This is a genomic window from Clostridium beijerinckii, assembly GCF_018223745.1.
Taxonomy (GTDB): domain Bacteria; phylum Bacillota; class Clostridia; order Clostridiales; family Clostridiaceae; genus Clostridium; species Clostridium beijerinckii.
This window is the reverse complement of the sequence record NZ_CP073653.1, coordinates 5,394,867-5,414,462: the sequence shown is the minus strand read 5'-3', so window position 1 is coordinate 5,414,462 and position 19,596 is coordinate 5,394,867. Positions and strand designations below refer to the sequence as shown.

Genomic DNA, 19,596 nt, shown 5'->3' with positions numbered 1-19,596 from the left:
CAGAAGTCATCTTTTTTTTTCTTATTTATGAAATTAGAATGTAGTTAAATCTTTTATAATTTTTTTATTCCGGCAGATAACATTTGAATTTAAGAATACTTTTTATAATTTTGGTAAAAATATCTCCGTTGGGTAATTGTTATTAATGTTAGGTGTATGAAAGAAAATAATAAATAATGAAAGTTATGTGTTTATATTTAGATAAAAAGTATGATTTCCTCATAGCGAGGTACTTTTGGGAAGTTATATTTATAAAGTATAAAGATAAATAGATTATCATATTAACTTATTGTTTTTTTGAATATACCAATAGTAAGAAGGGAGTTTTTTACTTGAGGAGAAATAATTCTTATGGAGTAAGAAAGAATGTTTTAAAAGAGTTAGCTGATGGATTTTCTTGCATCCATGAAAATTTTAGGTACTTTAGCAAATTATCTAAGAACGGATATAAAGTGCTTGGGGCATCTGAATGGCTTCTTGATAATATATACTTAATAGAAAAAGAGTACAAAGCGATAAAGATTGAGATGCCTATAGATTATTTTCAGGGACTATCTTCTATAGGTAATGTTAATTACAATAGAAATAAAGATAACAATACAAATGAAGATAATGAAAATAGGGAACTTATTCCACGCATTTTTGTAGTGGCAAAGGACTATATAAATAACGGGAATGAGATTGATTGTGATAAACTTATATCATATATAAACGGACTTCAAGGCGATATTGAAAACGGAAATTTTAATAATAAAGAGAAAATTTTCACTACAGGAGAATTGTGGGCATTCCCATTAATGCTTAAAATAGCTATAATAATAAATTTATCTAAGTATACTAATGAACTTGTTGATATTCAAAAAGAAATCATAAGAGGAAGAGATATAGCTGAAAAGATAATAGATGCAATTAACAACAATAAATTTGAAGAAAAAATAGGAAGTATTAATGTTGGGAAAAATATTGGACCTTTATTTTTAAGAGAATTTTTTAGTGTATTAAGAGATAATTCTATAGAAGATCCAAGAATAAATGATCTTGTAGAGTCTAAATGGAAAGTAAATTCGGATTTAGATAAAAATAATATTAGAAGTGATTTAAGAGAAGAAGTTTTAGAAAGAAATATTGGAGAATACATAACCTTTATTAGAAAAATTGAAGGAATAAGCTGGAGAAGATTATTTGAAGAAACTTCTTTTGTTGAAAAAATACTTAAAAATGATCCGGCAGATATTTATAATAGCATGGATTTTGAATCTAAGGATTATTATAGGCATAAGCTCGAAAAGATGGCTAGAATATCAAACGCAGACGAAATTACTTTAGCTAGTAATATTCTAGAGCTTGCAAGAAATAGTAAAAATAATAAAGAAGAAAATTATAAACGCCATATTGGATATTACCTAATTGATGAGGGAATAAACGAGTTAAAGAAATATGGAAATAATATAAAAACAACTATATCTGCAAATACGTATGTAGCATGCAATATTTTTGGAACACTCTTAATAAGTTTTCTTATTTTATTAATAAGCAGCTTATTAGGTGTTAGATACACTTTGGTACAGTACGTAATTTCGTTCCTTATAATATTAATTCCAGTGAACGAAATAATAATTGGACTTACGAATTATACTGTGGGTAAAGTTGTTGATATTAGATTAATTCCAAAATTAAATTTTAGTTCAGGAATTCCTAAAGGAAATAAAACTGTGGTTGTAATACCAGCTATAGTAAATTCTAAAGACAAAGTTAAAGAACTTATGAATAAATTAGAAGTAGCATATTGCGGAAATAAGGATAAGAATATTTATTTTGCTTTGCTAAGTGATTTTCATGATTCTGAGCATGAGACTTCTCCGGAAGATGTTGAGATAATTAAATCAGGAGTTCAATATGCTAGAGATTTAAATGAGAAATATTCCGATGACTTTAAAAACGACCAAGGAGTTAGTGAAAATAGATTCTTTTTCTTTAGTAGAAAGAGAATTTATAATAAGAAGCAAAATGTATTCATGGGCAGAGAAAGAAAACGTGGAAAGTTAATGGAATTTATGGCTCTTATTAGAGGTGGTAAGAATCATACTTATAATGTTTTTAGCTCGGATATTCAAGAACTGAAACAAGTTAAGTATCTAATTACATTAGATGAAGATACTTTTATGCCTAGGGAAAGTGCTTTTAAACTTGTAGGGGCTATGAGCCATATTCTTAATATTCCTCATATAAAAGGCAATATAGTCGCAAGAGGATATGGAATAATGCAGCCTAAGGTGAGCATTAGCCTAGAAGCTAAGAATCAAACTTATTTTTCAAAAGTATTTGGAGGAGAAGAAGGAGTTGATGGATATTCCGTCGCTTATTCTGATACTTATCAAGATTTATTTGGAGAAGGGTCCTTTACTGGTAAAGGAATAATATGTATAGATGAATTTTATAAAGTGTTAAGTAATTCTATAAAAGATGATACAGTCTTAAGTCATGATTTGCTTGAGGGTGGTATTGCAAGATGTGGATTATTAAGTGATGTGGAATTTATTGATGGATATCCAGCATTTTATGAATCTAGCTGCAAAAGATTGCATAGATGGGTTAGAGGTGACTGGCAGCTAATAGGATGGTTATTTTCAAATAAAATAAATTTATTATATAAGTGGAAGATATTTGATAACCTAAGAAGAAGTTTATTAGCACCTAATTTACTTCTTGCTCTTATATTATCTCTCACTGTTTTATTTGGAAGAAGTCAGGTTGCACTTCTCGCCTTCTTAGCTTTAATAACTCCATTAGTATTTGTGGTAACAGATTTTGTTGTAACACCTAAAAATAAATTAATGGGAGCATTTAAAACGCTAGAGCAGATAGTGCTAATAGTAAGCTTTATTCCTTATCAAGCTTTTTTGATGCTTGATGCCATAATAGTAACACTATATAGAGTAATGTTTTCTAAGAAAAATCTTTTAGAATGGCAGTCAGCAGAACTTGTAGAAAAAAACTCAAGGAATAATTTTATTAATTATTTAAAGAGAATGTGGATTGCTCCTATAATGGGTCTGCTTGTACTATACTTATCATTTTATAGTTCGTTAGGAGTAGTTACTTATAGTGTAGTAGTTGCGGCATTATGGATAGTTAGCCCTTATATGGCTTATACCATAAGTATTAAACGTCCAGAACACAAGAAGAATACTTTAAAGAATGAAGAAAAAACTTACTTAAGAAAAATTTCTAGAAGAATATATGCTTATTATGAGGATTTTGTTAATGAAGAAAACAACTACCTAGCTCCAGATAACTATCAGGAAAAGCCATTTAAGGGAGTTGCACATAGAACCTCTCCAACTAATATAGGCATGGGGATTACTTCAAGCATTGCTGCATATGACTTGGGATATATAACTATGGCAGAGTTTGTTGACAGAATAGAACTCATATTAAATAGCATGAAAACTCTTCAAAAGGTTAATGGTCATTATCTAAATTGGTATGATACAAAAACAAAAGAACCTTTATGGCCTAGATATGTATCAACAGTTGATAGTGGAAATCTTCTAGGTAACTTATGGGTACTAAAGAGGTCTATGGAAGAGCTTAAACATAATAAAGTTATAAGAGTAAAAGAAGTTACATCTTTGAATGATATTTACAAAATAATTGAAGATGAAGCCCCTAATTTAAAGCTTAAATTTTCTTCACATATTAATATTGGAGAATATATAAATGTATTAAATGAAATTTCCTTTAAACTTCAAGATTTAAAGGAAACAGAGCAGATAATCAGTCTAAAGCAGAAACTTAAGTCGGAAAATAATAATATGAATAATGAAAATAACTTAAGTGATGAAGAGGAAAACAGTATAGGCGAATTAAAACTTGAGAGTGAAGAAACAAGATATTGGATTGATAAGCTTATAGGTGAGGTTAGAAAAAAGATTAGCTATTATAATTTCATTTTTGAAGGTATAGAAAAGTTATATAGTAAGGAATTTTTCGAAGGAGTCCCAGATATTGTTGAATTAATCCACAGATGCGAGAATTATAGAAGAAAAAATGGGGATAATTTCAGAGGCAAATTTAGAGAAAAGATAAATAATTTCAAAAATTACATAGATAAAATAGATAATATAATACAAGATATTGATAAAATAACAGAAGAAATGGATTTTACTTTTCTTTATGATAAAACTAGAGGACTATTCTCTATCGGATATAATGTAGAGGAAAATTCTCTTGGAAATTCCTATTATGATTTGCTTGCATCTGAGTCAAGAATAGCATCTTTTGTTGCGATAGCTAAAAATGATGTGCCTTCTTCCCATTGGTTTAAGCTAGGACGTTCCATGACTAACGCATTCCATACTCATTCACTAGTATCTTGGAGTGGAACTATGTTTGAGCATTTTATGCCATCATTAATAATGAGGAATTATCCTAAGACCTTACTTAGTCAAACTTATAAGTCTGTCATAAAGGCGCAAAAAAGCTTTGCAAAACAAAAGAAGTCTCCTTGGGGGATATCAGAATCTGCATTTTATGAATTTGATGCGGCAGAAAATTACCAATACAAGGCATTTGGAGTGCCTGGACTTGGTCTTAAGCGGGGACTTGAAGATGATCTTGTAATATCTCCATATTCAACATTAATGGCTATTTCTTTTGATAAAGATTCTGGAATTAAAAATCTTAAAGAACTTGAAAAGTTAGGCGCATTAGGAAGATATGGTTTCATAGAAGCTTTAGATTATACTAAAGCTAGGAAAGATAAGTACATAATGACACTTTCTAAAAGTGATCTTCTTGAGCAGAATATTTCAACAAATGGAAAAAATTATACACAAAATGTGGATAAGTATGAGGATTATGTGGATAACTACGAAAAAATAGTGGATAATACACAGGATAAAAATACAAGTTATATGAATGATAAGCATGTTGATAATGTGAATAATGTGGATAAGAATGATGAAATCAGTAGGATTCACATGAATAATGACGATGAGGGCAATTATGATAACTCAAGTTATCCACAGAAGGTCAATAAAGTTGCAACTTATATGGTACATCATTTAGGAATGTCACTTATGGCTTTGGATAATATTCTATGTAATGATATTTTGATAAATAGATTTCACGATCTTCCTGAGATAAAATCTACAGAACTTTTACTAAAAGAGAAAATTCCACAAAATGTTGTTTTTGAAAGAAATGAGGATTTTTCTGTTAAGAATAGATATTTTGAGGGAGAGGTTTTAATTCCAAGAGTATTTGAAAAAGTAAATCAGGACAGTCCACAAGTATTACTATTAAGCAATGGTGAATATTCATCTATGTTAACAGTAAACGGAAATGGATATTCAAAAAAGAATGATACTATGCTCTATAGATGGAAGGGAAATTCTACAAGTGATGATAGTGGAATGTTCTTCTATATAAAGAATTTGAATTCAAATGAATATTGGAGCTCAACCTTTGAGCCTTGTAAAGATCTTGGGGATAAGTATTCAGTTGAGTTTAATCTAGATAAAGCTAAATTTAGTAGAAAAGATGGTAACATTGAAACTTCGATGGAAGTTTCAATATCATCAGAAGAAAATTTTGAAGTTAGAAAATTAACTTTAAATAACAAAGGGGATAATGGAAGAAGTATTGAAATAACAAGCTATATGGAAGTGACTTTAGCTACATTCAGTGCTGACGTAGTTCATCCAACATTTTCTAATTTATTTGTTCAAACAGAATATGATGAAAAGGAAAGTGTTCTTATAGGAAGTAGAAGAGGTAGAGTTAAGAATGCAAAAATCCCATATATTTTCCATAAGGCGGTTGTTAATGGAGACTTAGAAGGAAGTATTTCATATGAAACTTCAAGAATAAACTTTATAGGAAGAAATAGAGAATTGAAGAATCCAAAAGCTATGGATAATGATAAGGCTTTAGATAATACTGTGGGAACAGTTTTAGATCCTATAATGAGTATAAGAACAAGAATTAGATTAGAGCCTAACTCCAAGAAGGAAATTTATTATATAACTGGAATATGTGAATCTAAAGAACAAATACTTGAAATATGCAGAAATAACAATGACAACAGTAAGCTAGAGAGAGTATTTAAAAATTATAGCATAAGTGCACAGCTTGAACTAAAGACTTTAGGAATAAGAAGTGCTATAGCCAATATATTCCAAAGTGCTGCAAGCTCAATTTTCTTTCTAACTAATACTAGAAAAAATAGAGAAGAATATATTAGTAATATTTCAATGCATCAAAAGGATTTGTGGGCATATGGAATCTCAGGAGATTTACCTATTATAATGTTGTCTATAGAAAATGAAGAAGACATAAATTTAGTATATACTATGGTAAAATTCCACAATTACTTAAGAATTAAGGGGGTTAAGCTAGATTTAATTATATATAATAATGAAGAAGTTTCTTATGATGAACCACTTCAAAAAAACATAATGGAAGTAATAAGGTCATCCAATGTAGGTAATTACTTAAATAAAGCGGGTGGAATATTTATTCACAATAAGGCAACCATGGACGCTGAAATTAAGGATTTACTAATAGGAATTTCTAGAGTATATGTAGATAAGAATAATCCATTAAGTTCATATGCATATAATGAAAAGAATTTTAATAGATATGTGGACTTAGATGATGAGGGATTAGATTCGCGTATAGCTTTAAGAAATAATTCAAGGTTTAAGGATAAATATAAGAATGAAAATATTAATGAAGATACAGATGGCGAAAACATACCTTATGAAGTATATGATAATGATGAAGAAGTAATTAATATTCATGATTTAATAAAGAATATTAATGAGCCAGAAGATCAAGATGATATTGATGAATTAGAAATAGATAAGAAATCTAATCAAAGTAAGAAGGAAAGAGAGTTAGTTTATAACTCAGAAATTTCAAGTTTAGTTGATTTAGATTTGGATGTATCAAAAGATTCTAATAATTATAGTAAAGATGCGGATGAAGATCCTGATGTAAGAGATTTAGATTTCTTTAATGGTTATGGTGGATTTTGCAAGAAAGATAATAGTTATATAATAAAACTATCTAATTACAGAAATACGCCAGCACCTTGGATTAATGTTATTTCAAATGATGACTTCGGATTTCATATATCAGAAGTAGGATCAGGATATACTTGGTGTGGAAATTCTAGAGAAAATAAAATAACACCTTGGAGTAATGATTATATTAGAGATCCTATAGGAGAAGCATTATATATTAAAGATAATGACTCTGGTGAGTATTTTTCAATAACGCCAAAACCTGTAAGAGATTCAGGTGATTATTTAATAAAACATAGCTTTGGATACTCTGAATATAGGCATACAGCATACAATATAAAAGGAAAGCTAGAAATTTTTGCTCCTAAAAATGAAAGATTAAAAATTCAGAGGGTTACGCTAGAAAACTTAAGTAATGAGGATAGAAGTGTTTCGCTATTCTACTATGCAAAACTTGTTTTGGGTGTTTATGAGTATGATAGCTCAAGATATATCTCAACATATATAGGTGGAGATGAATCACACTATAAAGAAACAATAGATGTAGTAAATGGAAGCAGCATTAAAAATAGTAATGAAGATTTTACATTCAAAAATAAATTTATAGGTGCTCATAATCCATACAGTGAATATTTTGGAAAATTAAATGCTTACTTAACCATTATAGGTGGGAAAGAATTGAGTTTCACTGGGGACAATAAAGAGTTTTTAGGTATTGGAGGAGAAATCTTTAGTCCTGAGGCTCTAAAACATAATAGGTTAAGCAATAAGTCTGGTGGGATCTATGACCCTTGTTTAGCAGCACAAACAAGCATTATGTTAAGAAAAGGTGAGAAAAAGGAACTGCTAATCCTATTTGGTCAAGATGAAAAAGAAAAAATAGATGAATTAATAAGTAAATACAAGATTTTTGGAAATGCAGAAAGTGAATTAGATAAAGTAAAACAATATTGGAGCAATTTCCTAGGAAATATACAAGTTAAGACACCAGATAAGTCATTAGATTATCTTTTGAATGGATGGCTTTTATATCAAACTTTAAGTTGTAGATATTTAAGCAGAAGTGCATTTTACCAAAGTGGTGGTGCTTATGGATTCAGAGATCAGCTTCAAGATTCTATGTCACTTGGCTTTGTAAATCCAGAAATAACAAAGGCGCAAATACTAAGAAGTGCTTCAAGACAGTATGTAGAAGGTGATGTTCAACATTGGTGGCATCCTGTTGTTAATTCGGGAATAAGAACTAGATTTAGTGATGATTTATTATGGCTGCCTTATGTAACTGCCGAATATATTAATTCTACAGGAGATTACGAAATTTTAAATGCTAGTGCTCCGTACTTAGAAGATGAACCTTTAAGAGAAGGTGAAGATGAAAGATATACAATAGTAAATCAATCATCAAAAGAAGGAACTATATATGAACATTGTTTAAAAGCTATAGAAAAGAGCTTGAAGTTTGGTATTCATAATATTCCTTTAATGGGTAGTGGAGACTGGAATGATGGAATGAGTACTGTTGGAAACGAAGGAAAAGGAGAAAGCGTATGGCTTGGCTGGTTCCTATATTCAATATTAGAAAGTTTTATTGAAATTGCAGATAAACAAAACGATAAGCAAACAAAAGAACATTTTGAAGAAAGAAGAGAGTTTATACGAGATAACCTAGAGAAAAACGCTTGGGATGGCGGCTGGTATAGAAGAGCATACTTTGATGATGGTACACCTCTTGGTTCAAGAGAGAATCCAGAATGCAGAATTGACTCGTTAGCTCAGAGCTGGGCAATTATATCAGGTGCAGGACAGAAGGAACGTAGTATTGAAGCAATGGAAGCCGTGGATAATAACCTTGTAAAGAAAGATAAGGGAATGATCCTATTGCTTGCACCACCATTTAGTAATTCTAAGTTAGAACCAGGTTATATAAAAGGATATGTGCCAGGTGTAAGAGAAAATGGAGGCCAATATACTCATGCTGCGGTTTGGGTTATACTTGCTTTAACTAAACTTGGGCTTGGTGATAAAGCGGTAAACTACTTTAATATGATAAATCCTATAAATCATGCAAAAACAGAGTTAGAGTGTATGACATATAAAGTAGAACCTTATGTAATGGCAGCGGACGTGTATATAAAAGAGCCTCATGCAGGAAGAGGAGGCTGGAGTTGGTATACAGGAGCTTCAGGATGGATGTACAGAGTTGGCGTTGAAAATATCTTGGGACTTAGAAAGGTTCAAGATAAGGGATATGCTATAAATCCTTGTATACCAAAAGCTTGGAACGAATTTGAAATAAAGATTACAAATGAAAAAGAAGATTACATTATAAAAGTATCTAGATTAAATCAAGAAAATATTAATGAAGTTAATAATAATCAAATGAATAACAGTAAAAATAAAGTTAACAATAGTGAAGTTATTAGAAATAAAAATGAGGAGATTAATGGTGAAAGTAGAATTAGCAAGCAAGGAAGGAATATAATAAATACTAATAATATGAAGGTGATTATAAATGGTGAGAATATAAAGGATAATATCATTCCGAGAAATCGCGGAAAATTAGATGTGTTTGTGTATTTTTAGTACAATAAATTTTGAGCAGCATAAGATATATGAAATTATCCTATGCTGCTTAATTTTATACATATGAAGTTATTACTAATTAATATATTATTTGTTGATCTTATATTATGCAGTAAATTTTATTGTTTAGGAACTTTAATTCAATTAAGAGTTTTAGTTTATAGAAAATTTTAAATTATATTTCTAAGAAGTATATGATGAAGAATGTAGTTTTATAGATAAGATGATCAAACTCCTCCTATTATCATTAAGTTTTAGTGAAAAATACGAATAATTCTTCGAAATATTATGATATAATTAATAATGTGTAAAAACTTATTGTTTTTGTAAAAAATAATAAGCTAAATATTTTAGTTTATATAAGGGTTTTATTATTTGTATTAATAAAAAGAGATGGAGGGTGAGAAAAATGTTGTTCAAAAAATTAAATTTTCATAGTATTAGAATAAAACTAATTATTAGCTTAGTTTTAATTTGCTTTATTCCTCTCATTGTAGCGGGAGTTTTTTCTTATAACCAGTCAAAATCAATACTTAGCCAAAAATTAAATTTAACAAGTAAGCAAACGCTTTCTGAAGTGAATAGTGGACTAGATAATTATTTTGCTGGATTTACAGAAAGAGTAACAATGTTATCAAACAATTATAATTTAGTGAATGTTGATTATGGAAGTAATTTTGATTACATACCTGATTTATTGAAAAACTTAAAAGAAAGTAATAAGGATATTTTCGATACATATTACGGTACTGCTTCAGGTAAATTTGCAATATATCCAGACACAAAGATGCCAGAAGGTTATGATGCAACTAAAAGACCTTGGTATCAAGAAGCTATAAAAGCAAAAGGGAAGCCTGTAATAACTAAGCCTTATCAAGATGCCGCCACTGGAAAGACAGTTGTAGGAATTGTACAAGCAGTTGTGAAAGATAATCAAATTGTTGGCGTTGTTGGAATGGATTTAACATTGACTGCACTTTCAGAGCACATATCAGCAAAAAAGGTAGGTAATTCAGGAATATTATTTATTACAGATGCAGATGGTATAATGTTAGCACATCCTGATGAAAGTAGTATTGGAAAAGATGATGTTACAAAATTATCATATTGGAATGAAGCAAAAACAGGAGATAGCGGCTTTATTACGTATAATTACAATGGAACAGAAAAGTTTGGGGCATATACAACTAATAAAATAACAGGGTGGAAGTTAATCGCATCATTAGAACAAAGTGAATTGTCAAGCGACACAAAATCGATAATATTAACTACTTCTATAATAATATTAATAATGTTAATAATTTCAGTCATTGTATCGTTGATATTAAGTAAAGGAATTGCAACTAATATTAAAAAATTAAAAGAAGTATTTGCCAAGGCTTCAGATGGAGATTTATCAACATTTATAGAAATTAAATCAAAAGATGAAGTTGGTCAGCTTGCAAATGACTATAATTCTATGATAAAAAATATAGGTAAATTATTAGAAAGTGCAAAAGAAACTTCTAACATAGTGTTTGAGACTACAGCTAACCTTTCAAGTATGGCTGAAGAAACGACAGCGTCTATGTCACAGGTTTCGCTAGCTGTTTCAGAGATATCACAGGGAGCTGTAAATTTAGCTGAAAGCTCTCAAGATACTGCTACTGGTGTAGGAGAATTATCAAAAAAATTAGATAATATTGCAGATGCCACAAGGGATATGAATAAAGTATCAGAAGAAACGAAGGGGTTTAGCAAACAAGGAATAATTACTGTAAGTACATTAATAGATAAAAATAGTGAAACAATGGAAGCAACAGAAAAAGTATCAAATATATTCTCAGATATGAATGAAAGTGTAAAAATGATTATTTCAATGTCCGATACTATATCTGAAATAACAGAACAGACAAATTTACTAGCATTAAATGCATCTATTGAAGCTGCACGTGCAGGAGAAGCTGGTAAAGGATTTGCTGTAGTAGCTGAAGAAATAAGAAAACTTGCTGAAGAATCCCAAAATTCTACAGAACAGATTAAGTCAATAACAGGAGCAATCCAATCAAAGGCAGAAGTTGCAGCTAAAGCAATGGAAAACACTAAAAAAATTAATTCAGAGCAAAACGAAGCTGTAACAAAAACAGAGTCAATATTTAATGATATATTATTTTCGATCACAACTTTAACAGAAAAAGTTATTGATGTTAAACATTCAGTAGATGATATGCAAATTCAGAAGCAGATTTTTGTTAGTCAAATAGAAAATAGTTCTTCCATTTCTGAAGAAACAGCTTCATCAACAGAAGAAGTTACTGCATCAGCAGAAGAAGTAACAGCTACAATGGATAGATTTAGCCATCATACAGAAGAATTACAACATTTATCTGAAAAATTAAAAAAAGAAATTGATAAATTTAAAGTTTAGAGTCTAAAATTAGAAATTTAAAAGTCTAACCGAAAGCCTATATATTTTTGTTTCACAGAAATGTATGGGCTTTTCAGTTGAATAGTATAATTATCTTTGCAATTTACATTGATTAAATGTAATTATATGTTATAATTTATCAATAATGCATGAAAAATAAGCATAACTTGTAAAAGAATAAGTATATTTATTGTAATAAACATAATTTTTATAGTGTAAAAAATAATTCTAAAACTACTACTTATTTTATAAGAATATTGATAAGGGGAGAAAATAAATGGGATTGATTAGAAAACAATATGAAAAAACAATGGACAAGCAAACAAATAATAAAGATAAAAATAGCTCTGGGAAAATAAAGAGCATAAAAAGCGAACTCCTAATCACAATGTTATCAATATCCGTTGTACTGACTCTTGGAATTATTTTATGTGTAAGCACTATTTTATCGAAATATTATGATAATGAAATAAATAGTAAGAACGAAATGTTATCTAAGCTTATATCAAAAAATGTTTCTTCTTTTATGGATACGGCGTATAAAGTGACAGAAGATCTAGCATATAATTCAGAAGTAAGAGAGGGAAGTAAAGATACAAAGGAAAAAGTACTTAAAGAAACTAAAGACAGAAATCCATATTTTGAATTATTATATATGCAGGATGAAAAAGGAATGCAGACTGGGAGATCATCAGGGGATCTTGCTGATAGATCAGACAGATGGTGGTTTTCACAAGCAAAAAGCTCTTTATCATCATTTGTATCAAAGTCTTATTATTCTGCTTCTTCTAAGAATCCAGTAACTTCAATATTTGTTCCTTTGGTTGAAGATAATAAGTTTGTTGGAGTAATGGGGTCTGATATTAATTTAGAAAAATTGCAGGAAGTAGTAAGTGAATATTCAGATGAAGCATCAGGAAGATATTCTTTCATAATAGATGGAGAGGGTGTTGTTGTTGCACATCCGAATACTGAAGTGATTGAAGAATTATATAATTATAAAAACCAAACTAGAACAACTGGAGTCAAAGAGGGAAATCCTAAGGAAGAGCCGATAGAAGTATCAGATGGACTAAAAGAAATCATAGCTCAGTTAATGGCTGGAAATGATGGTAGCATTAAATATAAAGAAAATGGTCAAAATTACTATGCATCTTATACGAACATAAAATTAGATGGAAATTCACTTAATTGGTCAGTTATAACAGTTCAAAAGGAATCTAGTGCAAAGGCTATTATAAATAACATAACAGAAATCTCATTAATCGCAGGCTTAATAATATTACTTGCAGCAGCTGCAGTAATCATGTATGTGTCGAAAAGAATTTCAATGCCTATAATAGAAATATCAAACTTATTATCTATAGCATCAACTGGTGATTTTACAGTGAAATCTTCTACTAGAGCGAAAAATGAAATTAAATTATTAGGTGAAAGCTTCAATGAGATGATGAGCAAGGTTTCTGCTTTATTAATCGAAACAAAAGATTTGACTCATGATATGAAAGAGAGTTCTGCAATTTTGGCTGAAAAGTCTCAGGAAACAACTAATGTGGCAAGAGATATAAATATTACATCACAGGAAATAGCGCAAGGAGCATCTAATCAAGCTAGTGGAGCAGAAGAGAGTGCAAGACTTGGAGAAGACATGAGGGGAGAATTTAATCAGTTAGAGGAAAAGACTAATCTAATGATTAATGAATCAATCAATTCATCTAAAGCAATTGCAAATGGAATTAACAAGGTTCAAGATTTAAAAGAAAAGGCACAAACAACAATTTCCATTGTAGAAAAAACTCAAGGAAATATAGGAAGCCTAAGTGATAAATCTAAGAATATAGAAAATATACTTGGAGTTTTAAAGGGGATTGCAGAGCAGACTCAGTTACTCGCGCTAAATGCATCTATAGAAGCGGCAAGAGCAGGAGAAGCTGGCAAAGGTTTTGCGGTAGTTGCAACAGAGATTCAAAAATTATCACAAAATTCAGCAGTATCAACTAAAAATATAGCAGAGATAATTTTAAATATAAAGCAAGATATATTAAGCAGTGTAAGTGATATGAAAAAAGTAAAAGAAGTATCCATGGATCAATTTGTTTCAGTAAACGAAGTGAATGAAGCCTTTAATAGTATTACGCAGGCAACTGATACAATAACAACTGCAATAGATTATATGGGAAGCTTTGTTGAAGAAATGAATGACAAAAATGAACAAGTAGTAAATTCAATAAATAATATTGCGGCAATATCAGAAGAAACAGCAGCATGTTCACAGGAAGTAACGGCATCAATTCAAACTCAAACGGAAGCTATTTTAGAAGTATCACAGGAAGTGGAAAAACTGAAAGAAAAAGCTGAACGTTTAGAAATGGAAGTTGATAAGTTTAAAATTTAATAAATTCTCAATGTAAATAGATATCATGTTACTATTCTGGTAGTAATATTGATATTTATTTGCTATATCACATAAATTATTAATAATTACTTGATAAATAGTAAAAACTTTTTGTAGAAACTGTAAAAAATCTGTTGAAAATACTAAAGATTGAATATAGAATAATATCTGAAAAATGAAATGAAACCCAAATAACCATTTTGCAAGGAGTATACAAATGAGTTTATATTATAAGTTGAAGCATAATATAGTTGATGTGTTTTTCATATTTTTAGGCTGCATGATTGCATCCTTAGGCGTGAATCTATTTTTAGTACATGCAAAACTTTTAAGTGGTGGTGCCACTGGTATTGCACTGATTTTAGAGTACACTCTTAAAGTTCCATCTGGAGTAGTAATCTTAATAATTAATTTACCGTTACTTGTATTGAGTTATAAAAAACTCGATAGATCATTTACGATTTATACAACAATAGGGATGCTTAGTCTTTCAGCTTCTCTGCTTATAACAAAACCACTTTCGCGCCTAATTGATATGAATGGTGATTTACTTATCTTTTGTATATATGGTGGGGTTTTATGTGGTATTGGTTACGGAATGGTATTTTTAAGACATGGTTCCACAGGAGGAACAGATATTATAACCATGCTTATTAGAAAAAAATATTCGAATTTTAATATAGGAAGTTTAGGATTTTCTCTAAACTTAATAATAGTTATTATAGGAGCATTAATATTTGGTATTCCACAAGCATTGTATACTCTTATTTCTTTGTTTATTCAAAGTACAGTTCTTGACAGAGTATTAAAAGGATTTAGCAGTAAAAAACTTCTTCTGATTCTAACAAGAAAAGAAAAAGAAATTATTGATTATGTAATAAAAGATCTTAACCGTGGAGTTACATCTTTGTTCGCGGAAGGTGAGTATACTCATGATAAAAAGAAAATGCTTTACTGTATTGTAAGCTCACACCAAATGGTTGAACTAAAAAGTATTGTGCATCAGATAGATCCAGGAGCTTTTATAACAATTATTGATATATCTGAGGTTAGAGGTAAGGGCTTTTTGACAATTTAAAATAGGTTAAAAATATGAAAGTCCACCATAAAAATTTAATTTATGGTGGACTTTTTGGAAATAAGCACTAAATTAAAATGATAAACTTTAGTGCCTGAGTATTATGGGGTACGAATATTATTCTTACCAACAGCGGGAAATTTATTCAAAAATATATTAAATTTTTTGCAGTCCTTATATAACTAATCATCTCCATCTATTTCATAATTATCGGAAGAAAGCATATCTTGTGTGTAATCAAATTCTTGACTAGCTATATTATTTACAACAATAGGGTCAACTGCTGGATTAGGCATATTTACAGGAAAATCCACGCCAGTTGCACTTTCAACATCATCTCTGCTTGGATGATAATTAGTTCTCATTTTTGGCAAGTAGGAATTAGTAAAGTCTTTTTTACTACCATCTCTCACATCAGAAGTATGAGATACTTTCTTTTCTTTACTCATATAAAATCACTCCTAATTTTATTAAATTATTTTTATTAAGCTCTTCATATTAAATCACTATATTTAGATTCATCAGAGTCGCCGTCAGCATTTAGATCAATAAGCTCTGTATCTAGATTAGTTCTAGATATATTTGCATTATTTAAACTTTTAGCATTTCTTTCACCTGAATCAGCAGTCTTTCGTACATTTTTAGAATCAGAAGCCTTTGACTTTGGTGAACTTTCCTTACTATACTCTTCCATTGGATAATCATCGCCAGGGTTTATACTAAATGGAATTTTTGATTGACTCATAAAAATCACTCCTATCTTTTGCTCAATATTATTTACAATATAAATATATATATAGAACAGATTTTGACTTGTTATAGATAAGCCAATTATAAGCTGGATTTATACTATGAAATATATCCCAACTAGAAACTGGAACAAAAGTATATTATTCATTTCGGCGAGTTATATGCATAAGTTCAGGTCTTAGTTGGGTTATCTATATAGATAAAGTTATATTCATGCTATTTATATTAGTGATTTTGGTTTGACTGGTTCAGGATGTTCCAATCCATTAGCATTTTCAATACTTTTTTCACTTGGAGCATGGTCGGCTTTTGAATCCGGAAGATACATACTTTTTATTTTTTTTAGTTCAGAATCATTTGGGTCTGATGGATGTGAATCAGTTAATTCTTCTCCAGAATAATATTTTTCATTTTCATTAGATGATATTTTTTCTTTACTCATTAATAATCACTCCTAACTTCTCAAATATTATGATTTTTATATTCAAAAGCATCTTCATCATTCATAGCAACAGGTCCTGTTACTGGATGCGGTTTAGAAGATGTTGAACTCGTTATATTTTTATTAGGGCCGTCAGTCGAAAGGGGATTTAAACTTCTAGTTGGTGCAATGTTATCTCGTCCTCCTTGCCTATTAGAAGATTCAGGCCTTGTACCAGATAACTTCTCAACATCATAATCTCCTGGAGTAGGATTATATGGTGTTCTTTCTTTGCTCATTGTAATCACTCCTCACATATTAATTTTTGGAATTTATTTATAGTACATAATGTCTAAAATTTTGAGATAACTAAAGTAAATAAAACTTAGTTATATCTTATTATCTGAAAAAAGAGTCGTATTAATGCTAGAAATATTTAGATTTTATATAAAAAACATGGTAAAATTATGTTAAGTGATTTTTTTTTGTTATTTTTAAAAAATTCACTTTATAATGGATGAGGAGGAATTTTATGAATAAAAATATAAAAAGAATAATTGCGATCACAGTTGCTGTCAATACAATTTCAACAATTTCACCTACGACATTAAATACATATTTTGTAGGAGCAAAACCTGTTTATGCGTCTTCATATTCTCCAGACGATGAACAATTAAAAACTCTAAAGATAAAATCTTTAGATGGAGAAACTCTTGATTTGCGTGATGGGTATAATGGAGATACAGTAAAATTAAGCGATGAAACAGAATACTATACAAAGCTTACTGATGATAGTGATGGAATTAAGATAACGGCTGACGCTGAAGGTGATGACTATGTAGTTAAGATTTTTACATCTGATGCAGAAAATGCTACAGCTTATGATCCTGGGGACGAAATCTTACTTGGAAAAGGTGATACAACTTTATATATAAGAACTTATAAGTCTAAATCAGAATTTAATAAAGTAAAGAATAATGTATCAAATTGTAAAGAAGAATATACGCTAAATGTAAGAAAGACTAAAGAAAGTTCTTATGAGGATGATTCTCAAGATTCGATATATTTAGATAATATTGACTTAAGCAAAGGAGATATAGATTTCATAAAGGGAAAAACAAGCTATGATATAAAGGTTGATGAAAATGTTGAGAGCATGTGGATTAAAGCAATTCCTGAGAGTAATAGCGACAGAGTCAGAGTAGATGGATCTTTAGTAGATTCTAGCGATAATTATAAAAAAACTGTATCTTTAGATAAAGGTAAAAATGAGATTAAAATAAAAGTTACAGATAGTAAGGATAATCAAAGAACATATACATTAAATGTTACTAGAGGAGACGATTCTGATAACGAAGATGATATATACTTAGATCATATAACTTTAAGTGAAGGCGATATTGACTTTTCTAAAGATGATAATTCATACAACGTTGATTTAGATGAGTCTGTAAGTAAAATAACTATAGGTGCAGAGCCAGAAGATAGCGATTATTCAGTTACAATTGATGGAGATGAAGTAAGATCAAGTGATGACTATGAAAAAAAAGTATCATTGGATAAAGGGAAAAATGTCATAAAGGTAAATGTTGAAGATGAGTTAAATGATAAAAAGAGAACTTATACTTTGACTATAAATAGAGGTAAGGAAGCAGATGATAGCAAGGACAATAATACTGGGGATACATCTGATAAAAAATCTCAATGGGTTCAAACCGATGATGGTTGGAAGTATTATGATGAAAATGGAAAAGTATTAAAAAGTTCATGGCTTTATGATAAAGATCAAAAAGTATACTGTTACTTAGATAAAGATGGTCTAAGAGTTACAGGCTGGCATAAAGATAATGAAAAATGGTACTTGCTAGATAGTAAGGGAGCAATGCTTACAGGTTGGCAAAAAGATAATGAAAAGTGGTATTTATTGGGATCTGACGGAGCAATGCTTACAGGCTGGCATAAAGAAACAGTAGATGATCAAAAAAAGAACACTGATGCATCAACTAATTCAGGAGATAATGATACTAAAAAAGTTGATAATTGGTATTATTTAAATCAAGATGGATCAATGAGGACAGGCTGGTTATCAGATAGTGGAAAGTGGTACTTCTTTAATGCAGATGGAACAATGCAAAAAGGATGGTTAATTGACTATAATTCAAAATACTATTTAACTGAAGATGGTAGCATGGCAACTGGAACAAGAACTATTAATGGAAAAGAGTATAAATTCAATAATAGTGGAGCTTTAATACTTTAGGAAAATATTATGAACATTAATTTAATTGTACGTTTAATTTATTTTATTAGATTAAATTATAGATGAGACAAGTGAGACTTGAATTTATGACATAGTTCGCCGAAATAAGGATTATGCTGTTGTTTCAGTTTCTAAGGAAATTATGATGGATGATTCTAAGATCACAAGTTGCATCCAAGATGCTAGCCTCAAAGGCGAGCTTTGAACTAGCATACTTGGAACAACTTTTAATCTAAGAATCAAAACCATCAAATTCCTAATGAAACATTTCACAAAAGCATAATTCTTATTTCTAGTTGGGATATATTTCATAGTATAAGTCTAGCTTATAATTGGATATAGATACCCACGCTCGAAAGTAGACTTATACAATTATCTAAACTTAGCAAATTCAATAGCTTAATTAAGTGTATAAGTTAATATACGCCTCTGTTTATCTATATTTGTAATCACAAGGGTCATACTATGGAGAAAACATTTGAAAATGAGCTGTTAAAGGTTCTTAGTTGCAGGTTGTTCCATTTTATTTTGGGTTCTCGAACTTCCTCAGCGAATGTAATGAGTTGAGCTTCAATAGGAAAGTTGGAGCATGCTAAAGTGTGTGCAACCTGCTGCTTAGATCTTCAACGATATTTTCATAGCTTTTCGGAATCAAAATATTTATGATTTCG

General features: G+C 29.9%; 9 protein-coding genes. 5 read left to right on the top strand and 4 right to left on the bottom strand.

The window, feature by feature from the left end; all coding sequences use genetic code 11:
• The first annotated feature begins 332 nt into the window (after positions 1-332).
• The 4 genes from KEC93_RS23970 (at position 333) to KEC93_RS23955 (ending at position 15,494) form a co-directional block, all read left to right on the top strand.
• Entirely contained in the window at positions 333-9,614 is a 9,282-nt protein-coding gene (locus KEC93_RS23970) for a glycoside hydrolase family 94 protein (protein ID WP_077868300.1), read from the top strand.
• Between the two features lie 409 nt (positions 9,615-10,023).
• The gene (locus tag KEC93_RS23965) at positions 10,024-12,021 is read left to right on the top strand and encodes a methyl-accepting chemotaxis protein (protein ID WP_077868301.1); all 1,998 of its coding nucleotides are present in this window, start codon (positions 10,024-10,026) and stop codon (positions 12,019-12,021) included.
• Between the two features lie 277 nt (positions 12,022-12,298).
• Positions 12,299-14,416 (top strand): methyl-accepting chemotaxis protein, encoded by a 2,118-nt coding sequence (locus KEC93_RS23960; protein ID WP_077868302.1) that lies wholly within the window; start codon positions 12,299-12,301, stop codon positions 14,414-14,416.
• A 217-nt stretch (positions 14,417-14,633) separates the two neighbouring features.
• On the top strand, positions 14,634-15,494 hold the full coding sequence (locus tag KEC93_RS23955) for a YitT family protein (protein ID WP_012060924.1): 861 nt from the start codon (positions 14,634-14,636) through the stop codon (positions 15,492-15,494).
• Positions 15,495-15,676: 182 nt separating this feature from the next.
• Here KEC93_RS23955 and KEC93_RS23950 read toward each other — a convergent pair whose 3' ends face one another.
• From KEC93_RS23950 to KEC93_RS23935, 4 genes are all read right to left on the bottom strand, one after another.
• Positions 15,677-15,943 carry a hypothetical protein gene (locus KEC93_RS23950; RefSeq protein ID WP_023974354.1) on the bottom strand — a complete coding sequence of 89 codons (267 nt, stop codon included), beginning with the start codon at positions 15,941-15,943 and terminating at the stop codon, positions 15,677-15,679.
• A gap of 44 nt (positions 15,944-15,987) precedes the next feature.
• Positions 15,988-16,239, bottom strand: coding sequence for a hypothetical protein (locus tag KEC93_RS23945; RefSeq protein WP_077868303.1), 252 nt, complete (start codon positions 16,237-16,239; stop codon positions 15,988-15,990).
• Positions 16,240-16,464: 225 nt separating this feature from the next.
• Positions 16,465-16,686 (bottom strand): hypothetical protein, encoded by a 222-nt coding sequence (locus tag KEC93_RS23940; RefSeq protein WP_077868304.1) that lies wholly within the window; start codon positions 16,684-16,686, stop codon positions 16,465-16,467.
• Positions 16,687-16,706: 20 nt separating this feature from the next.
• Positions 16,707-16,964, bottom strand: a complete 258-nt coding sequence (locus KEC93_RS23935; RefSeq protein ID WP_077868305.1) for a hypothetical protein — start codon at positions 16,962-16,964, stop codon at positions 16,707-16,709.
• 233 nt (positions 16,965-17,197) lie between these two features.
• Here KEC93_RS23935 and KEC93_RS23930 point away from each other — a divergent pair, with 233 nt between their 5' ends.
• A complete protein-coding gene (locus KEC93_RS23930) occupies positions 17,198-18,925 on the top strand; it encodes an N-acetylmuramoyl-L-alanine amidase family protein (protein ID WP_077868306.1) in 1,728 nt (575 codons plus the stop codon).
• Positions 18,926-19,596: the final 671 nt, after the last annotated feature.

Excerpts from the sequence above, each read along its gene's own strand:
- KEC93_RS23950 (WP_023974354.1), bottom strand. The coding sequence starts at position 15,943 with ATGAGTAAAGAAAAGAAAGTATCTCATACTTCTGATGTGAGAGATGGT.
- KEC93_RS23945 (WP_077868303.1), bottom strand. The coding sequence starts at position 16,239 with ATGAGTCAATCAAAAATTCCATTTAGTATAAACCCTGGCGATGATTAT.
- KEC93_RS23930 (WP_077868306.1), top strand. The coding sequence starts at position 17,198 with ATGAATAAAAATATAAAAAGAATAATTGCGATCACAGTTGCTGTCAAT.
- KEC93_RS23960 (WP_077868302.1), top strand. The coding sequence starts at position 12,299 with ATGGGATTGATTAGAAAACAATATGAAAAAACAATGGACAAGCAAACA.
- KEC93_RS23935 (WP_077868305.1), bottom strand. The coding sequence starts at position 16,964 with ATGAGCAAAGAAAGAACACCATATAATCCTACTCCAGGAGATTATGAT.
- KEC93_RS23955 (WP_012060924.1), top strand. The coding sequence starts at position 14,634 with ATGAGTTTATATTATAAGTTGAAGCATAATATAGTTGATGTGTTTTTC.
- KEC93_RS23965 (WP_077868301.1), top strand. The coding sequence starts at position 10,024 with ATGTTGTTCAAAAAATTAAATTTTCATAGTATTAGAATAAAACTAATT.
- KEC93_RS23940 (WP_077868304.1), bottom strand. The coding sequence starts at position 16,686 with ATGAGTAAAGAAAAAATATCATCTAATGAAAATGAAAAATATTATTCT.